The sequence below is a fragment of the Thalassospira sp. GO-4 genome (assembly GCF_023588965.1).
Lineage (GTDB): Bacteria > Pseudomonadota > Alphaproteobacteria > Rhodospirillales > Thalassospiraceae > Thalassospira > Thalassospira povalilytica.
The window spans coordinates 1542501-1560210 of the sequence record NZ_CP097807.1; the positions used below are offsets into that span (position 1 = coordinate 1542501).

A 17710-nucleotide genomic window follows, 5' to 3' on the forward strand; every position below is an offset into this window, starting at 1 on the left:
GTGGCCATGCGATTCTGGCACTTGGTCGTTACGCGATTGATTGCGGCCTGGTCAAAGCCGTCGAACCCGTCACCCCGGTCAATATCGAATGCCCGTGCGGATTGGTCCGCGCCGAGGTCGAGGTTACCAATGGCAAAACCGGCAAGGTACGTTTTTCATCCGTACCATCCTTCATGTTTGCCAGTGATCTTGCGCTTTGCCTGCCCGATGGCCGGGCATTTAAAACCGATATCGGATATGGCGGTGCGTTTTATGCGATCCTTGATGCCGGGCAGTTTGGCATGGCGATTACGCCTGACAATGTTGGCCGTCTGACCGCCCTTTCAGAACAGATTTATCGGGCGGTGAATGACAGCATCACGCTTTCCCATCCCGATCATGATGATCTGGCATTTCTGTATGGCGCGATCCTGACCGACGGGCGCGATGCGTTCAGCCCCCAACCAACACGTAATATATGTGTGTTTGCCAAAAACCAGGTCGATCGCAGCCCGACCGGATCAGGTGTGAGTGCGCGTCTTGCCATCCAGCATGCCAAGGGCCTGATCAAACCCGGTCAACCGCGGCCATTTGAAAGTGTGATCGGATCAGGTTTTGAAGGATCGGTCGCCGATGTTACCAATTGCGGTCCGCACGCCGCCATCATCGCATCGGTCAGCGGCCAGGCCCATTACAGCGGCAAGGCCAGTTTCTGGTATGAGGATGGTGATGATGTCGGGCGCGGCTTTATTGTCCGATAGGTCCTTGAGCCCATCTAGGCCGCAGAGCCCATCACAGCAAAAAAGGGATGCCGCATCTGGCATCCCTTTTTAGTTATCTGACTCTATCTTGGCGAAATCTGTGCGATGATCGCCTATTCACGGGCCTTGCGCAGGCATTCCATCAGGCTGTCGGCCGAACTTTGAATGTGATCGGCAAGCAATTCGACCGCTTCGTCGGTATTGCCGGCCTTGCAGGCTTCGAATATCTGATGATGTTCGCGTTCGGCCCGATCGGTTGCACCGGACAAGGCGAGCTGCGCCTGGGTAAAGCGCACGGTGTTGTTGCCGATCATGCGAATGATTTCGAGCGTCTTGGGACGGTTCGATGCCCGGTAAAGCCGGTCATGGAATTCACGGTTAAGCTCGCCCCATTTAGCAACATCCCCCGACCGGAAAGCTTCATCATAGACCAGCAGGATGTCTTCGACCGATTTAAGATCGGCCGGAGTCAGGCGCGGCACCGCATGACGGAGCAATTCACATTCAAGGAGCTTGCGGACTTCGAACAGTTCTTCGATTTCATCAAGCGAAAGCTGGGAAACAATTGCGCCCTTGTGCGGCTGAAACGTTACCAACCCTTCGGCATCAAGGCGCTGCAAAGCTTCGCGGACCGGAATACGCGATACGTTATATTCACCGGCAATGGCATCCTGTCGCAACTGGAAACCTGCGGGGAAATCGCCCGAAAGGATACGTGCCCGAAGGTCTTCGGTCACCTGATCGGTGATGGTACGGCGGGTAAATCGCGGTGATGCGGTCATTTCAGCTCTTTATAATCTGTTACCCGAAATCATGGCGTGCGGGTCGATGTGCCGCCCAGACGGGCCAAGCCCGTCTGGTAATAGTCATAACGCTGGCCCATGCAAGTCGCAATATAATTGCATACTGTATAATTTCCCATGATCGGGCGAAATACAACAAAGGGGGCATAAAGCCCCCTTTCTCGCAAACGCCATCGTGCCCCGGTTATTTCACAATGAAACCATGCGCATAGGGATCGCGGTCATCAATAAAGATGGTGTTATAGCCATGCTTGCGCGCCCAGCCTTCGATGCCCGGGACCACCGCATCAAATTCGCCGACTTTGGTTTTCTCGACCACGGAAACGCGGAATTGTGAGCCGATGATGCTTTCATGCACCAGCTCGTCGGCCGGATCCCACTGCCCCTTGGCGACCAGCTGCGCCAGACGGGCCGAGGAGCCGGTGCCGCAAGGTGAACGGTCAATACCCTTCTCGCCATAAAACACCGCATTGCGATGGGTGCTATCAGACTGGGTCGGTTTGCCGATCCACTGAATATGGGAAAGCCCCTTGATATCAGGATGGAGCGGATGAACGAAGGTGTTTTCCGCATTCAGGCGACGGCGCAATTCCGGGCTGATGCGTTGCAGATCCCCCACCGTGAAATCGGCCATATCGCGGAAGTTTTCCTGGGGTTCGACAATCGCATAGAAATTGCCGCCATAGGCAACATCGACCTTGATCGGACCAAGATCAGGGCAATCGACCTCGATATCGGTTTTATAAAGGAAGGATGGCACATTGGTCAGCTTGACTGATTCAACATAATCGCCGACCTCCTTATATTCGGCAATCACCAGACCGGCCGGCGTTTCAAGACGCAGACGCCCCGGGGTTTTCGGTTTGACCAGACCTTCCTCGATCGCCATGGTCACAGTCCCGATGGTGCCGTGACCACACATCGGAAGACATCCCGATGTTTCGATAAACAGCACCGCAACATCATAATCATCAGAAGTCGGATCATAGAGGATCGAGCCCGACATGATGTCATGGCCGCGCGGCTCAAACATCAGACCGGTGCGGATCCAGTCATATTCAGCCAGAAAGTGCGCACGCTTTTCGAGCATGTTGGCACCTTCAAGTTTTGGTCCACCGCCTGCAACCAGACGAACCGGATTGCCACAGGTATGACCGTCTATGCAAAAGAAGCTGTTTTTCGCCATTATGGGGCCTGCACTCAGAAGCGATTGATACGATAGGGCGTCATGTCGATCGGCGTTTGCGATCCGGTGACAAGATCGGAAATCAAACGACCGGTGGTCGCCCCCATGGTCAGGCCAAGATGACCATGACCGAACGAGAAGAAGACATTGCGGTGTTTCGGGCTTTTGGAAACGACCGGTTTTGAATCGGGCATCGACGGCCGGAAGCCCATCCATTCGGTGCCGCCTTCGGCATTGAGTTTCGGCAGGACTTCCTTGCCCTTGGCAAACAGGGCCTTGGCACGGTCATAGTTGGGCGGGGCAATCAGCCCGCCAAGTTCAACCGCACCGCCAACGCGAATGCCCATTTCCATCGGTGTCAGGATGATGCTGTCATCAGCACTGATGATGGTGCGCGACAGTTTGACATCATGATAGGGAACGGTGGTGTTATAGCCGCGTTCTGTGTCAAGCGGCACGGGCGAGCCCAGACGTTTGGCCAGCGTTTTCGACCACGCACCGCAGGCAACCACCAGCGTATCAAAGGTGATCTGATCGCCAGATGTGGTCATGGCCGCACGTGGCTGCCCGTCGCGATAGACGAAATCGGTGACATCTGCGGTCTGGAATTTGCCGCCGCGCTCGATGAAATGTTTATACAGACCGGTCACGATTTTGAAGGGATCAAGCACACGGCCCCAGTCTTCTTCGATTACGCCACACGGGAAGATCGGTGCCAGATCCGGTTCAAGATCCATGATCTCGTCACGTGTGATATCGCGGATTTTGATCCCCTTGCGCCGACGCAAATCAATGCCGTATTCGGCATCACGCCGGGTCTTTTCCGAGCGATAGACACCAAGCGCGCCTTCCTTTTTAAAGACTGCGTCATTAAGCCCCGCCTCGGCAATTACCGGCTCGTAATCCTCCCAGACGCGATTAAGGATCGCGGCCAGTTCGGTACTGATCTGTTCAACCCGGCTTTTGGAGCTTGCGGCAATGAAGCGCAACAGCCAGGGCATCATTTTGGGCAAGTAGGTCCAGCGGATTGAAAGCGGACCATAGGGATCCATCAACCAGCCCGGCACATTCAGCAGCGTTCCGGGCATCGCAATCGGTGCGCATTCGGAAACCGCAATCCCGCCGGCATTGCCAAAGGAAGTCCCCCTGCCCGGCTCCCCGCGATCAAGAATGGTAACGTCATAGCCCTTTTTCAAAAGAGCCAGACCGACATTCACCCCGACAATGCCAGCACCAATGACGACGGCCTTTTTGCCATCACTTGCCGGAGTGTTGGTATCGGGTTTGGTATTGGTCATTTCGGGGCCTCGCCTGATGTGGTGCGCGTTTGGTTTCTTGTCGTGAAATGGTCGCCAGATGGCAGGAAACTCCCCCATGAAGAGCCACGGGGGAGCTTACTGTTTCATCAAACCGACCCTGAATGCAATCACGGTTTTCGGGTGCGAGAGGTGTGATTGCGGTCGTTACAAAGGACCAGGAACGAAGCCCTTAGAGCGACGGGCGCGTGTCGATGGCTTTTTGAATGGTTGCCTTGATGGTTTCGAGCTCTTCCCCCACCAGCGGCAGACGCGGAGCACGCACATGCGGTTTGCCAACGCCGGTCATTTCCTGTGCCAGCTTGATGTACTGAACCAGTTTGGCATGAACATCCATGTGCAGGACCGGGGTGAACCAGCGATAGATTTCAAGAGCTTCCTTGTATTTTCCCTCAGACAACAGCTTCCACAGTGCGACCGATTCTTTCGGGAAGGCATCGGTGAAACCGGAAATCCAGCCAACCGCACCAAGGACCTGGGTTTCCATGACAAGGTCATCCATGCCACAGAACAGAACGAAACGATCACCACAGGCATTATAGATGTCGGTGATACGACGCGGGTCGCCCGAGCTTTCCTTGATCGCGACCAGGTTTTTGACATCGGCAAGCTGATTGAATTCTTCGGGCTTGATGTCGATGCGATAGGCACCCGGGTTGTTATAGATCATGATCGGCAGCTTGGTTGCATTGGCAACCGTGCGGAAATGTTCGATATTTTCACGCGGATCGGCGGTGTAAACCATGCCCGGCAGCAGCATCAGCCCATCGGCACCGATTTTTTCGCATTCCTGGACATAGCGGATCGCCGCCCGGGTTGAGCTTTCGGCAACACCGGAAAGAACCGGAATGCGGCCCTTGGTGACTTCCACAGCAAGCTTCAGAACGGCGACTTTTTCTTCGGGATCAAGGGCGGTGTTTTCACCAACCGACCCCAGCATCACCAGACCGTCAACGCCGGCTTCGATCAGGGCTTCGATCTGTTCTGCGGTCATATCAAAATCGATAGAACCATCTTCGTTCATTTGGGTTGCAACGGCGGGGAAAACGCCAGTCCAGTTTACCTGCATGGGAAAGTAACCTCCTGATATGGCTGGATAATTCACCTACCCCGCCATGAATGTTCAAACGGTTTGGTCATGGGACCAAATGCAATTCATGTATATTGTATACAAAATTAAAAACACAGGTGCAACGGGTTTCTTCCGCAAAAAGAAAAGGGCCCGAAACCGGGCCCTTTGGTTGGTGGTGATGTCTGCATAATATCAGGCAAAGAATGGCAATTTCTGAACCCGCGGCGGCATCGTTTCGCCAGTCACGACAGCAAGCGTTTTGGCAATGATCACGCCATCACACAGCTCATTCTCCACCAGCTTTCTGGCGGCCTTGCCAAATTCTGCGCGTTTTGCGTCATCTTCCATCAGCGTTTCGATGGCATTGGCCAATGCGTTTGCATCACGTAGCGGTACCAGAATTCCGTTTTCCTGATCGCGGACAATTTCGCGACACCCGGGCACATCGGTTGCAACCATCGCAAGCCCGCAAGCTGCTGCTTCGAGCAATGCCTTTGGCAACCCTTCGCGCCAGGACGGCAGAACAGCCAGATCCGCATCGCGCAGAAGCGACGCAACATCGCTTCGTTTACCAAGCCATTCAACAAGCCCGTCTTTTTGCCACCCGATAAGATCAGCCTCATTCGCACTGTCGGGATTGGCCGGATCAACATCGCCAACCAGAAGAATACGATAATCACGACCGCGGGATTTAAGCATGCGGGCCGCTTCTATCAGTTCTGCAAGCCCCTTTGACCACAACATGCGGGCTACAAAAATCGCCGTTTTGGGATTACCGGGTGCCTTATCAGCAGGGGCATATGCCGAAATATCAACACCAGATCCCCGCACCAGACTGATACGATTTTCCTTAAAACCGAGCCCCTTCATCAGGGCAAGATCATCCTGATTTTGCACGATTATATGAACAGGACCAAAGCGGGCATAAACCCGCAAAATCATCGAGACGATGGTACGGACAACCTTTGCCTTGGCCCCGCCCGAAACGAACAGAAAGCCAAGCCCGGTTACCATATTGACCGACCGCCTTGCACCAACCAGCATGCCGGCGAATACCGACAGAACAACACATTGAATGGCAACATTGACGATCACGTCCGGGTTTTCGCGACGGATCAGACAGGCCAATGCCTTAACGGTTTCAAGCGACTTGAACGGGCTTAGCCCGCCACGCGCAATCGGAATATTGACCACGCGGAAACCTTCGGCACGCAGGGCCTCGGTCGCGGCCCCGGTATTGCAGGCAACGACAACCTCGTCACCACGCACCAATGCCGCCCGCCCCAGTCCGATCCGGTGCGAGACGAAAGACCAGTCTTCAGCACAGACAATCATGGTTTTGCGGCGGGACTTGGGGTTTCTTGTCGCAAGTAGCGCTTCACGGCGCAACAGCGCCAACGACAATGACAACAGGAAGACCCCGAACCACCATGACGTCCAGAACGAGTAATTGAACAGTCCGGCAAACCAGTATGCGGCCAGCATCATGAGCGGCAAAGCCGCCGCCCTTAGCCCGTTGCAATACACATCCGTGATCGCGGTCTTTGCAATTAACAGCACCAGCGGCACAACGACAGCAAGCCCCACCAGCCCGACTTCAAGCCAGATTTCCATGAACCAGCTATGGGGATGTCCGGGCAACACAGATTGACTGGATGTTCCCGCCATTTCATCGGCACCAGGAACCCAGGGCGATGCATTGATCCCATAGCCGATCAGGGGATGATCAAAGACGTGGCTAAAGGCAAATTTCCAGATCATCTGACGGTGAATATCAACAAGCCAGGTCGGCAGATAGGTGTCAAAGCCCATCAGGCTGCTTGAATTGCTTGTCACCCCGCTCAACCATGTCAGGGCAATGACGCAAATACCGGCCACGCCGACCAACACACCGATTTTAAGGACGCGGGACTTGATCAGAAGCACCGCACAAAAACCAACCGCACAGGCCGCAGCCATCATCGCTGCCACATTGGCACGACCATGCGACACCTCAAGGATCGGAAGAATGCAGATTGCCGCCAGCACCGAAACATATCGACGCAATCCCTTATGGTCGATGGCATCAATGACCAGCATCATCGCCCCGAAAATCAGGAAACTGCCAAGCGGTTTGAGGCGACGGGTGATGTCGAACGCAAAGTCCGGTTCACGCAGCGCCTTGAGCGATAATAATTCCGGATACACAAGAATGGAAAACATGCAGTAACCGACAACTGCAACCGCACCATATATACATGCATCCCACGCAAGCCTTGCTTTTGGTTCGATCAGGCGCATCAGATACCAGATACCCGCCATCATTGCGAAACGCCCGGTCCAGGTTTCAAGCGATTTTCCCGGCATGATCGAACAAGCAGCAGACACGAAAAAGGCCGCCAGTGCCGCGCAGACAAGCAAGCCAATAGGCGTCGTAATATCAGCACGCATTTTGCGCCAGGCTTCACCATGATCAGCAGATGCAAGTGCCGCAATCAGCGACAGTCCAAGCCCGATCCCCAAGGCCGTCCGCCCAAAGAAAAACAGCGGTGCAGAAAGACCAAACAGGATAGCGGCAAGGCCGAGCACAGTGTCGCGCCAATGCCGCGCCGGGACAGATTGTTGCATGATAAGCGGTTCCAAATTGAAGTCTGCCATCTTGCTAAACCCGCACCGTGCCCGCGTCAATCACGGATCGACCAACCCGGCCCGCATGTGGTTTAATCTTCCCAGCGATATTCAACCTGTTATCGAAAAAGGATGATCATGGCAGAGATGAAAGCCCTGTTGCGATTTCCTGGCGAGCGCAAAGTCGTCCTTGCCGACTGTCCGGTTCCGATCCCGGGTGACCATGACATCCTTGTTCAAACATGCTTTAGCGTCATCAGCCCGGGCACGGAATTCACCCAGGTGCGTCAGGCAACAGCATCGCTGTGGCAAAAGGCATGGCAACGCCCCGATCTTGTTGCACTGACGTTGAAATCACTGGCAACCAGCGGTGCAAAGGCCACCGCTTCGCGCGTCACCAATCAGCTTGGCCGTCCGATGCCATTGGGATATTCGGCAATCGGGCGGATAGAACGCATTGGCGCCAAGGCGGACGGCTTTTATCTTGGCCAACGGGTGGCGATTGCCGGAATGGGCCATGCCAGCCATGCCCAATGGAACCGTGTTCCGGTCAATATGGCCTGCCCGGTTCCTGATAGCGTCCCGGACCACAAGGCGGCCTTTGCCACCCTTTATGCCCTTGCACTGCATGGCTTGCGACAGGGGAAGACAACCATTGGCGACAAGATCGCGATTATCGGTGCGGGGCTGATCGGCCAGTTGCTTGTCCAAACGGCCCGTGCAAGCGGCGCGCGCACCACGATCATCGAACCAAATCCGTTGCGCCGGCAACTTGCACAGAAAAACGGTGCCCATGGCGGTATGGATCATTGCCGCCACGCCCCCGACAACAGTTTTGATGCTGTTTATATCTGTGCTGCCGCGCGCGGCATGCATGCATTGATCGATCAGGCAGCACGCATGTGCCGGGATCGCGGCACAATCATTTGCCTTGGCGATGTCAATATCAGTGCCCATCGCAAAACCCTTTATGACAAGGAAATCAGCATTCATCAGGTCCGCTCATACGGGCCGGGCCGCTATGACCCCGCCTATGAAGAACTGGGCCATGACTATCCGCTGGGCTATGTGCGCTGGACAATCAAACGCAATATGCAGGCCGCCCTTGATTTGATGGCGGATGGCAAACTTGATCCATCCCCCCTGATCACAAGCAAGATCGCCTTTGCCGATATCGCCGATCATTTCGCAAAAGGTCCTTCGCAGGATCAACTGGCGACACTGGTAAGTTATGACATTGCATCGCAACCGACCGAACAAATCCCGCCAACCCCGCCAACCCCGCCAACCGATCCCCGGGTGCACTCAATCCCAAAGCCCCGTCAACCTTCCAAGCAACAACCACCAATTCGCGAAGCAAGCCCCGTGACCCTTGGTCTGATCGGCACCGGAAATTACCTTGGCAGTCAGTTGGTCCCGTATCTGAAGAAGTGTGGCAATGCCGATATTGTCGCATGCTGTTCCCGTGACGGGCTGTCTGCGATGGCTGTTGCGCGCAAGTTTGGCAATGCCCGCGCGCTGACAGCCGCCAACGAGATTTTCGAAAACCCCGCAATCAACAGTGTCATGATCGCCACCCGCCATGACAGCCACGCAGCCCTTGCCGCCGACGCACTGAAATCCGGAAAACATGTCTGGCTTGAAAAACCGATTGCCATAACCCGCGACGGGCTTGCGCTTTTGCACGATTGCCAGTCGGCAATGGCGCCTGATGCGATTTTTATGATCGGGCATAATCGCCGTTATGCCGGCATGACCGCAAAACTGAAAGACGCCCTGCCCGACGGGCCAAAGCATTTCCGATACCGGGTGCGCGTCACCCCGCTTGGCGATCGGCACTGGCTGAACAATCCGGAACAGGGCGGGCGTACACTTGGCGAGATCACCCATTTCATTGACCTGATCGCCAGTCTGAACCGGACCGAAATCAGCGATATCCGTTGCCAGTGGCTTGATCGCAGCGCCGGTGACAGCATCTGGACAATCCGGTTCGAAGACGGATCACAAGGTGACATCAGCTATCAGCACAGCACCCGTCGCGAACCCAAGGAAATCCTTCAAATCGATGCACCGGGATTTGATGCGCAACTGACGGACTGGCGCAAACTTTCGATCAATGGACGCACCGTGATGCGCACATATTTCGGCCAGGATAAAGGCCACAGATCGGCTATTGAAACCTTTGTCGATGCCATCGCATCCGGCAGGCAGGATCGGCTGATGCCGGGCCTTGAAGATGAAATCAAACTGATGGCACTCGTGATCAATGCCGCCTGTTATTGATCAGAAGGCGCCGGCATAAAGCACAATCAACGGCAAGGTGATCATGCTGATCACAGTGGTAATCAGAATGGTCGTGGCCGACCGGTCGATACAGACATTATAACTGCCGGCGATGATCGCCACATTCGCCCCGGATGGCAACGCGGCGACAAGGGTCAGGATGGTCAGTTGCAAGGGCGGCAGATCAAAGATGAAATGCCCGACCGAAAAGACCAGAAGCGGCTGAACAAACATCTTGGCCACCGTACAGAGCAAGCTGGCACTCAGATTGCCGCGCACCGACTGCCCGTAAAGCCCCGCACCGACCAGCAAAAGCGCAATGGTCGGTCCGGCTGTGCGGAACCGCTCAAAGGTGCCGTCGATCATTTCGGGCATCCGGATCTTAAGCAGGGATGCCAGCACACCCAGAATAATCGCGATGATGATCGGGTTTTTCAAAACCCGCAAAACGCTGCGCAGGACTTTCGGCAACCAGTGCCCGTCACCGCCGCTGCGCGATCCTTCGACGATCATGATCGTCATCCCCAGAAGACTGAGCGGATGGATCGACAAAATGATCAATACCGGCACCAGACCTTCTTCACCGTATACGGCCTGCACCAGCGGAATGCCCAGAAGAACGATGTTGGAAAACACCCCGCCCATCGCGGTCACAGCGGATTCATCGGTTCTGGCCTTAAGCCACAAACGCGCAATGACAAACACCACCGCAAAGTTCAAAAACACACCGGAATAATAGCTGCCCCACAGGCGCAAATCGAAATGCGCACTGATGTCGGATTGCGACAAAGTCTGGAACAGCATGGCCGGGATAAAGGCATTCATCGCGATTTTGGCAAGGAACGGAATACCCTGGCGGGAGATGATCTTGATATGGGTCAGCACAAAGCCGCACATGATCGTCAAAAAGACAGGACCAACTTTTCCAACGATCAGATCAAGCATATTCCCCCCGGCATCCCTGTAAACAAGGCGCGATATCGGACCCCAAATTCCATAAATCGCGCAAAAAGAAAGGACGGCATCAGCGATACCGTCCTGAAATAGTACAAAGCAATTTAAATGCTTACCAGTGTTACGGCACGAATGCCGGACAATGCAGCTATGCGCGTCAGGCCTCGGGATCGGTTTGAACGCGGCGAACCGCATCCTTCCACCCTGCCAAAAGACCATCGCGGCGCGATGTTTCGATCTTCGGCTCGAAACTGGCATCCAGATGCCAGTTGGCGGAAATATGATCTAGATCGCGGTAAATCCCGGCCTGAAGACCGGCAAGATAGGCCGCACCAAGGGCCGTGGTTTCGGTGACTTCGGGCCGTTCGACCGAAATGCCCAAAACGTCCGACAGCATCTGACACAGCCAGTCATTGGCAACCATGCCGCCATCAACACGCACCGCCTTGGGCGACACACCATCTGCGGCCATGGCTTCGAACAGGTCAAATGTCTGATAACAAACACTTTCAAGCGCGGCACGGACAAATTCACGCGGGCCGGTATCACGCGTCAGGCCAAAAATCGCGCCGCGCGCATCCGGGTCCCAATAGGGTGCGCCAAGTCCGGTAAAGGCCGGGACAAGATAAACCCCGTGATTGTCATCAAGGGATTTTGCCAATCCTTCGGTTTCGGCCGCCGATTTGATGATGCCAAGACCATCGCGCAACCATTGCACCGCCGCCCCGGCGACAAAGATCGCCCCTTCGATGGCATAGCTTGTCTTGCCATTGATGCGATACCCGACCGTGGTCAAAAGACGGTGCTGTGATGTTACGGCCTCCTCCCCGGTATTGAGGATCACAAAGCAACCGGTGCCATAGGTGCTTTTGATATCGCCCGGCTCAAAACAGCATTGGCCAAAGGCCGCCGCCTGCTGATCGCCCGCCATGCCCAGAACCGGGATTTCGGCCCCGAACAGATCGGGATCGGTTGCGCCAAAGTCGGCCGCACAATCCTTGACTTCGGGCAGCATGGTTTGCGGCACCCGGAAGATTTGGCAAAGCGTATCGTCCCAAGCGTTTTCGCGGATGTTAAACAGGTTGGTGCGTGCGGCATTGGTGGCATCGGTCGCGTGGGATTTACCACCGGTCAAACGCCACAAAAGGAAACTGTCGACCGTGCCGAACGCAAGATCACCCTGCTCGGCCCGAGCGCGTGCGCCTGAAACATGATCAAGGATCCAGGCCACCTTGGTGGCCGAAAAATACGGATCAATCAAAAGACCCGAACGTGCATTGACCGCATCCTCAAGCCCCGGATCACGTTTTTTCAAATCATGGCACAGCGATGCGGTGCGGCGATCTTGCCAGACAATGGCATTGTAAATCGCCTTGCCGGTTTTGCGATCCCAGACAACGGTGGTTTCGCGCTGGTTGGTGATGCCAATCGCTGCGACCTGTTTGATATCAACGCGCGCCAATGCCTCTTTGCAGACGGCAACAACCGTGTTCCACAAATCTTCGGGGTCATGTTCGACCCAGCCGCTATTGGGGAAATGTTGGGGGAATTCCTGTTGTGCGACGGAAACGGATCGGCCGTTTTCATCAAAAACAATCGCACGTGAACTTGTCGTTCCCTGATCAATGGCAAGGATGTAACGCGTATCGGTCATTTGTGTTTTCCTCCCGAGCCGGCAGTTTCCCTGCCCTCTGACCCTGCATGATGCCATGCGTTCTGCCCGTCTTTGCGACCGGGCGGTTGGCTTTATCGCTCTATTTAGAAAAAAATCGCACCAAAAAACAATTCGTTTTCGAAAATTTTTCACCGATTTTCTGGCAAAGCCCTGTTGGGCGAAAGCCTATCACACGTTGCATGCGGCAAAAATGGCCGGTTTTCGCGCGGCACGCGAATTGCAACAAATCCGGCAAGAATGAATTCCAACCGGCATCTTTTTCCCATGGAGGGCTCTTATGGGATTGTATGACACATTGCTGAGCGTCACCAAAACCGCCTATAGCGCCAAAAGTGCGGCTTCGCAGGGTATGACGATTGCCTCAAACAGTCAGCCGCTGCCTGATGACGACAAGGAAGAAAATACCGAGCTGGCCTATATCCGCGAACACGGCTTCACCACCTATGTAAAGGAAATCGAGGAACGCAAAATCGAAGAATTGCGCGCCAAAATCCTTAAAAGCATGGGGCTGGACGAAGAAGCACTGGCCAAAATGGATGCCGAAGATCGTCAGGCGGTCGAAAAAACCATCGCTGATGCCATCGAACAGCAGCTTAATGGCAATACACTTGCCAATGCGGAACTCGGTAAAAATGACGGCAAGGAATCCGAAAGCGAACGCCGCGACCGGATGCAGGCACAGATCGCCTTTAACCCGCGCATGTTTGATGTCTTTACCGAACTGCAATCGGAACTGCCGGCCGGATCGTCACAATCCATCACCGGCGAAGAAGACGATCCCCAGACATCGGGCGCACGAAAAGATCTGTTTTCGGCCTGATCATCCCGGGCAACAGACCAGCACAATCACAAACGAAAAGGGCGCTGCGATGTGCAGCGCCCTTTTGCTTGCTGTCCTGTCCGGGATCAGTCGTCGATCCCGCCAATGCAGACATATTTGACTTCGAGATAATCCTCGACGCCATATTTCGAACCCTCGCGGCCAACACCGGACTGTTTGAAACCGCCAAACGGTGCAACCTCGGTCGCCATGACGCCGACATTCACACCGACCAGACCGCTTTCAAGTCCTTCGGCCAGCTTCCAGATGCGCGAAATGTCACGCGAATAGAAATATGACGCCAGGCCAAATTCGGAATCATTGGCCATTTCCAGAACTTCATCATCGCTGTGGAAACGGATCAGGGGCGCCATTGGGCCAAAGGTTTCCTCGCGGAAGACCGTCATGTCACGGTTGGCATCGGCAATCACCGTCGGCTGGAAGAACGACCCGCCAAGTTCATGGCGTTTGCCACCGGTCAGGATGCGGCCACCTTTGGACACAGCGTCGGCAACCTGGTTTTCAACCTTTGCCACCGCCTTCTCATTGATCAGCGGACCAATGACCACGCCGTCCTCAAAACCGTTACCGACCGGCATTTCGGCGACTTTGGCGGCATATTTTTCGGCAAATTCGTCATAGACCGCATCATGGACAAACAGACGGTTCGCACAGACACAGGTCTGACCGGCATTGCGGTATTTCGATGCAATCGCACCTTCGACGGCGGCATCGATATCGGCATCTTCACAGACGATGAATGGCGCATTGCCGCCAAGTTCAAGGCTGATTTTCTTGACCGTATCGGCACATTGACGCATCAGCAAACGACCGACCGGGGTCGATCCGGTAAAGGTCAGTTTGCGAACTTTCGGGTTTTCGGTCATTTCCGCACCGATTTCGACCGCTTCACCGGTGACAATCGACAGCAGCCCTTTGGGAAGGCCGGCACGTTCGGCCAGGATCGCCATGGCCAGTGCGGAATAAGGCGTTTCCATTGCCGGTTTGACCACCATGGCACAGCCAACCGCCAGTGCCGGGCCCGCTTTGCGCGTGATCATTGCCGTCGGGAAGTTCCACGGCGTGATCGCGGCACAAACGCCGACCGGCTCTTTCAGAACCATCACACGGCGGCCTTCGGCAAAGGTCGGGATCACGTCACCGTAAACACGTTTGCCTTCTTCGGCGAACCATTGCAGGAAGCTTGACGCATAGGCGATTTCGCCTTTGGCCTCGGCAAGCGGCTTGCCCTGTTCGGCGGTCATGATGGCACCAAGATCATCCTGATTTTCCATCATCAGGTCGTACCATTTCATCAGAATGGCCGAACGTTCCTTCGCCGTGCGCTTTTTCCAAAGCTTCTGGGCCTTTTCGGCAACATTCACCGCATGGGCAACCGCATCGCGGCCAAGGACCGGCACAGTGCCAAGCACTTCACCGGTGGCCGGGTTGGTGACCTGTTCGGTTTTCCCGTCTGGGGCATCGACCCATTCCCCGCCGACATAGGCCTGCTGGGTGAAAAGTGACGGGTCTTTAAGCGATATCATTATAGTGCCTCCGGAATTCTTTATTGGGAGCAACTCGATCGGATATCCCACATCTAGTCTGCTCCGGGATCAATGCCACATCTTCGCGAGATATTTCTGCCTTGGCAATCGCAAACAACCATGACCACGCCCTTTGCCAGAAGATTGCAACCGATCCACCATTGACCGAATCTTTTGGCAGAAAATGCGATATTTGGCCGTCTCCCCAGCCGGTTGCGATCAATTTCACCGGCCGGCTTGGCGCCGCCACCTGTCTTGCAAAAACAAGGGGACGGAAACCGTTCTGCGGTTCCCGTCCCCGATTATCATCACGACTGTCCGCGAAACGCGGTCACAGTTTCACGCGATCCGTTATTCCGAAAGCGACCCGAAATATCCCGGCTGATAGTCGATTGGCAAAAAGCGATCATGCAGGGTTCGGAATGTTTCATCCGGATCAACATCGGCAAACAGGTCCGGATGGAACCATTTTGCCATCTGCTGAATGGCAACGAACTGATAGGGGCTGTTGTAAAACTGGTGCCAGACCGCATGAAACGCCCCGGTTTTCTGTGCCGCAATGCCAAGATAGGCCGGCCGCGTCGGATAGAATTTCAGTTTCTGGCGAATTTCATCGCGATCCGCGCCCGGCCCGACCGGGACCCATCGCCCCCCCGGCACATAGGCATCCCACATTGCACTGGTGATGATGATATGATCCGGGCTTGAAACAATCACCTGTTCGGCGTTGATCTGACCGAATGTTCCGGGGATCAGGTCCTTGGCGATGTTATTACCACCGGCAAACTCGACCATCGCGCCGAAATTGCTGTTGCCAAATGAGTGGCAGCAATCCTCATAGAACCCGGCAGCACGGTCGATGAAAACTTTCGGACGTTGCGGGTTTTCCGCTGCCAGCCGGTCTGTGATCTTGGCGATTTCAGCTGCACGAAAATCGATAAATTCTTCGGCACGATCTTCCTTGCCAAACAGCTTGCCAAACAGGCGGATCGACGGTTCGGTATTGGTTTCCGGATCATTGCGGAAATCGACATAAACCACCGGAATATTCAATCCGCCAAGTTTTTCGATATAGGCCGCTTCTTCGACTGCGCGCTTGGTTTCAAGATTAAGGAAGACAATATCGGGCTTCTGGGCGATGGTGGTTTCAATATCAATCAGACTTTGTTCCAATCCTTCAAAGGCCGGAATTTTGCCAAATGCCGGAAACTTTTCCAGATAGGCCTGATAGGTTGCCGGATCGGCTTCGATCAAATCCTTGCGCCAGCCAACAATATGTTCGGCCGGGTTTTCACGGTCCAGGGCGGCAATGATATAAAGTTGACGTCCTTCGCCCAAAACAGCACGCTTGACCGGTAAGGTAACGTCAACCTGACGCCCGGCAATATCGGTTACGGTGATGGTTTCGGCCATCGCCGAATGATACAGGCTCATGGCTGCAATCATTCCAATGAACCACTGAACCGTCATTTTCAGCTTCATTTCAGTCTCCTGAATGTTGAACAGGCCGTGTCCGCGGGCGCATGCGCACATATCCAAACGCGCATGCAAACAACCCGACCAGATAGACAAGGCCGACAAGGAAATAGATGTTTGAAAGTCCCGCGACCTGCGCGAACCAGCCACCAAGCGCAATGCCGCAAATCGCTGACATCTGTGCCGTACTTTGTGCCAGTCCCAGAACACGCCCCTGTTGCTGATCCGGGGCAACACGCGATATCAGCGCCGTCAGAATCGGGGTCGTTGCACCCAACAAACCGCCCCAGACGAAATACATTCCGGCAAACACAAAGATCGACCCGGTCGCCCCGGCAATCAGGGTCACGATGACGCATCCACCAATCACCAGGCACATGCGTTTCAATATGTCCCGGGGGCTTCGGGCTTCGAAATAGCGCGCCCAAAACGATGCCGCGGTAACAAAGCCAAGTGCAAGCAACCCGTAACAGCCCCCGACCACCCAGTTTTCAACCTCGAAACGGCCCAGCACGAATAATGAAAAGCCCGACTGGGTCACCATGCGGGCCAGAAGCAACACACCCAATATCAGAAGAACCACGGCAATCCGGGATGCATCAGCAGGGCGGGCTTGCCGGTTTCGTGCATTCCCCGCATCAAACAACCGGGTATCTGGCAGCCGGTGCTTTACCGACGGCAGGAAAATCACAACCGGCAACAGACAGGCAAAACACAGAAGACCCGCCGTAAAGTTGATCCAGAAAAAGCTGGCATGATCGAGTATCACGCCCCCGACCACGGCCCCGCCAAGTGACCCGACATTGGTTGATATCTGCAAATAGGCAAAAAGCTTTGTTCTGTTGGCCGGGTTTTCGATACTGACGCCATACGCCTGTGCTGGCGCGATATAACCCGCGCACGCTCCTTGTAAGAACCGCAAGATCAGGATCGACCAGACATCCCCGGCAAAGGCCAAAGCCATCTGGGTTGCCGCAAGCCCAAAAAGCGCGCGCAGCATCATGGATTTGTGCCCGAACCGGTCGCCCATCCGTCCCCAGAATGTACTGGTCAGGATGATACCGACCATTGGTCCGACATAAACCGCAACACTGGCAAAGCTGAACAGATCATCAGAATGGACCAACATGCGCAAATGAACGGGCCAGAACGGCCCGCTCATTTCCATTGCCCCCATCGCAACAAGCTGGGTGACAAAAAGCAGATGGATTTGCCAGCGCGGGGCTGTCAC

14 protein-coding genes (1 of these 14 running past the window's edge) are annotated in these 17710 nt (G+C 54.9%); 4 read left to right on the forward strand and 10 right to left on the reverse strand.

What is annotated here, in order from left to right; genetic code table 11:
- On the forward strand, positions 1-740 hold the 3' portion of the coding sequence (locus tag M9H61_RS07315) for a proline racemase family protein (RefSeq protein ID WP_250284194.1). Its footprint begins 331 nt before the window's first position; 740 of the gene's 1071 nt are visible here — the last part of the coding sequence; its start codon lies off the left edge, out of view; the stop codon is at positions 738-740.
- A gap of 113 nt (positions 741-853) precedes the next feature.
- Here M9H61_RS07315 and M9H61_RS07320 read toward each other — a convergent pair whose 3' ends face one another.
- From M9H61_RS07320 to M9H61_RS07340, 5 genes are all read right to left on the reverse strand, one after another.
- A complete protein-coding gene (locus M9H61_RS07320; RefSeq protein WP_068518476.1) occupies positions 854-1522 on the reverse strand; it encodes a GntR family transcriptional regulator in 669 nt (222 codons plus the stop codon).
- 205 nt (positions 1523-1727) lie between these two features.
- Positions 1728-2729, reverse strand: coding sequence for a 4-hydroxyproline epimerase (locus M9H61_RS07325; RefSeq protein WP_250284195.1), 1002 nt, complete (start codon positions 2727-2729; stop codon positions 1728-1730).
- Positions 2730-2743: 14 nt separating this feature from the next.
- Positions 2744-4027: an FAD-binding oxidoreductase gene (locus M9H61_RS07330; protein ID WP_250284198.1), complete on the reverse strand. Its 1284-nt coding sequence runs from the start codon at positions 4025-4027 to the stop codon at positions 2744-2746.
- 190 nt (positions 4028-4217) lie between these two features.
- The gene (locus tag M9H61_RS07335; RefSeq protein WP_068518479.1) at positions 4218-5114 is read right to left on the reverse strand and encodes a dihydrodipicolinate synthase family protein; all 897 of its coding nucleotides are present in this window, start codon (positions 5112-5114) and stop codon (positions 4218-4220) included.
- A 195-nt stretch (positions 5115-5309) separates the two neighbouring features.
- Positions 5310-7724, reverse strand: a complete 2415-nt coding sequence (locus tag M9H61_RS07340) for a glycosyltransferase (RefSeq protein ID WP_250284200.1) — start codon at positions 7722-7724, stop codon at positions 5310-5312.
- Between the two features lie 138 nt (positions 7725-7862).
- On the opposite strand from M9H61_RS07340, the gene M9H61_RS07345 reads away from it, so the two are divergent.
- Positions 7863-10007 (forward strand): bi-domain-containing oxidoreductase, encoded by a 2145-nt coding sequence (locus M9H61_RS07345; protein WP_250284202.1) that lies wholly within the window; start codon positions 7863-7865, stop codon positions 10005-10007.
- On the opposite strand, the gene M9H61_RS07350 is transcribed toward M9H61_RS07345, so the two are convergent.
- Positions 10008-10952: an AEC family transporter gene (locus M9H61_RS07350; RefSeq protein WP_068518001.1), complete on the reverse strand. Its 945-nt coding sequence runs from the start codon at positions 10950-10952 to the stop codon at positions 10008-10010.
- Positions 10953-11118: 166 nt separating this feature from the next.
- Entirely contained in the window at positions 11119-12615 is a 1497-nt protein-coding gene (glpK, locus tag M9H61_RS07355) for a glycerol kinase GlpK (RefSeq protein WP_068517987.1), read from the reverse strand.
- Between the two features lie 55 nt (positions 12616-12670).
- On the opposite strand from glpK, the gene M9H61_RS07360 reads away from it, so the two are divergent.
- Together M9H61_RS07360 and M9H61_RS07365 are read left to right on the forward strand one after the other, a co-directional pair.
- Entirely contained in the window at positions 12671-12877 is a 207-nt protein-coding gene (locus M9H61_RS07360; RefSeq protein WP_250284203.1) for a hypothetical protein, read from the forward strand.
- Between the two features lie 36 nt (positions 12878-12913).
- On the forward strand, positions 12914-13456 hold the full coding sequence (locus M9H61_RS07365; RefSeq protein ID WP_068517986.1) for a hypothetical protein: 543 nt from the start codon (positions 12914-12916) through the stop codon (positions 13454-13456).
- Between the two features lie 86 nt (positions 13457-13542).
- On the opposite strand, the gene M9H61_RS07370 is transcribed toward M9H61_RS07365, so the two are convergent.
- From M9H61_RS07370 to M9H61_RS07380, 3 genes are all read right to left on the reverse strand, one after another.
- Entirely contained in the window at positions 13543-15003 is a 1461-nt protein-coding gene (locus tag M9H61_RS07370; protein WP_068517985.1) for an NAD-dependent succinate-semialdehyde dehydrogenase, read from the reverse strand.
- A 351-nt stretch (positions 15004-15354) separates the two neighbouring features.
- Positions 15355-16485 carry an ABC transporter substrate-binding protein gene (locus M9H61_RS07375; protein WP_250284205.1) on the reverse strand — a complete coding sequence of 377 codons (1131 nt, stop codon included), beginning with the start codon at positions 16483-16485 and terminating at the stop codon, positions 15355-15357.
- A 1-nt stretch (position 16486) separates the two neighbouring features.
- Entirely contained in the window at positions 16487-17710 is a 1224-nt protein-coding gene (locus M9H61_RS07380) for an MFS transporter (protein WP_250284207.1), read from the reverse strand.

Excerpts from the sequence above, each read along its gene's own strand:
- M9H61_RS07320 (WP_068518476.1), bottom strand. The coding sequence starts at position 1,522 with ATGACCGCATCACCGCGATTTACCCGCCGTACCATCACCGATCAGGTG.
- M9H61_RS07325 (WP_250284195.1), bottom strand. The coding sequence starts at position 2,729 with ATGGCGAAAAACAGCTTCTTTTGCATAGACGGTCATACCTGTGGCAAT.
- M9H61_RS07330 (WP_250284198.1), bottom strand. The coding sequence starts at position 4,027 with ATGACCAATACCAAACCCGATACCAACACTCCGGCAAGTGATGGCAAA.
- M9H61_RS07335 (WP_068518479.1), bottom strand. The coding sequence starts at position 5,114 with ATGCAGGTAAACTGGACTGGCGTTTTCCCCGCCGTTGCAACCCAAATG.
- M9H61_RS07340 (WP_250284200.1), bottom strand. The coding sequence starts at position 7,724 with ATGCAACAATCTGTCCCGGCGCGGCATTGGCGCGACACTGTGCTCGGC.
- M9H61_RS07345 (WP_250284202.1), top strand. The coding sequence starts at position 7,863 with ATGGCAGAGATGAAAGCCCTGTTGCGATTTCCTGGCGAGCGCAAAGTC.
- M9H61_RS07350 (WP_068518001.1), bottom strand. The coding sequence starts at position 10,952 with ATGCTTGATCTGATCGTTGGAAAAGTTGGTCCTGTCTTTTTGACGATC.
- glpK (WP_068517987.1), bottom strand. The coding sequence starts at position 12,615 with ATGACCGATACGCGTTACATCCTTGCCATTGATCAGGGAACGACAAGT.
- M9H61_RS07360 (WP_250284203.1), top strand. The coding sequence starts at position 12,671 with ATGCGTTCTGCCCGTCTTTGCGACCGGGCGGTTGGCTTTATCGCTCTA.
- M9H61_RS07365 (WP_068517986.1), top strand. The coding sequence starts at position 12,914 with ATGGGATTGTATGACACATTGCTGAGCGTCACCAAAACCGCCTATAGC.
- M9H61_RS07370 (WP_068517985.1), bottom strand. The coding sequence starts at position 15,003 with ATGATATCGCTTAAAGACCCGTCACTTTTCACCCAGCAGGCCTATGTC.
- M9H61_RS07375 (WP_250284205.1), bottom strand. The coding sequence starts at position 16,485 with ATGAAGCTGAAAATGACGGTTCAGTGGTTCATTGGAATGATTGCAGCC.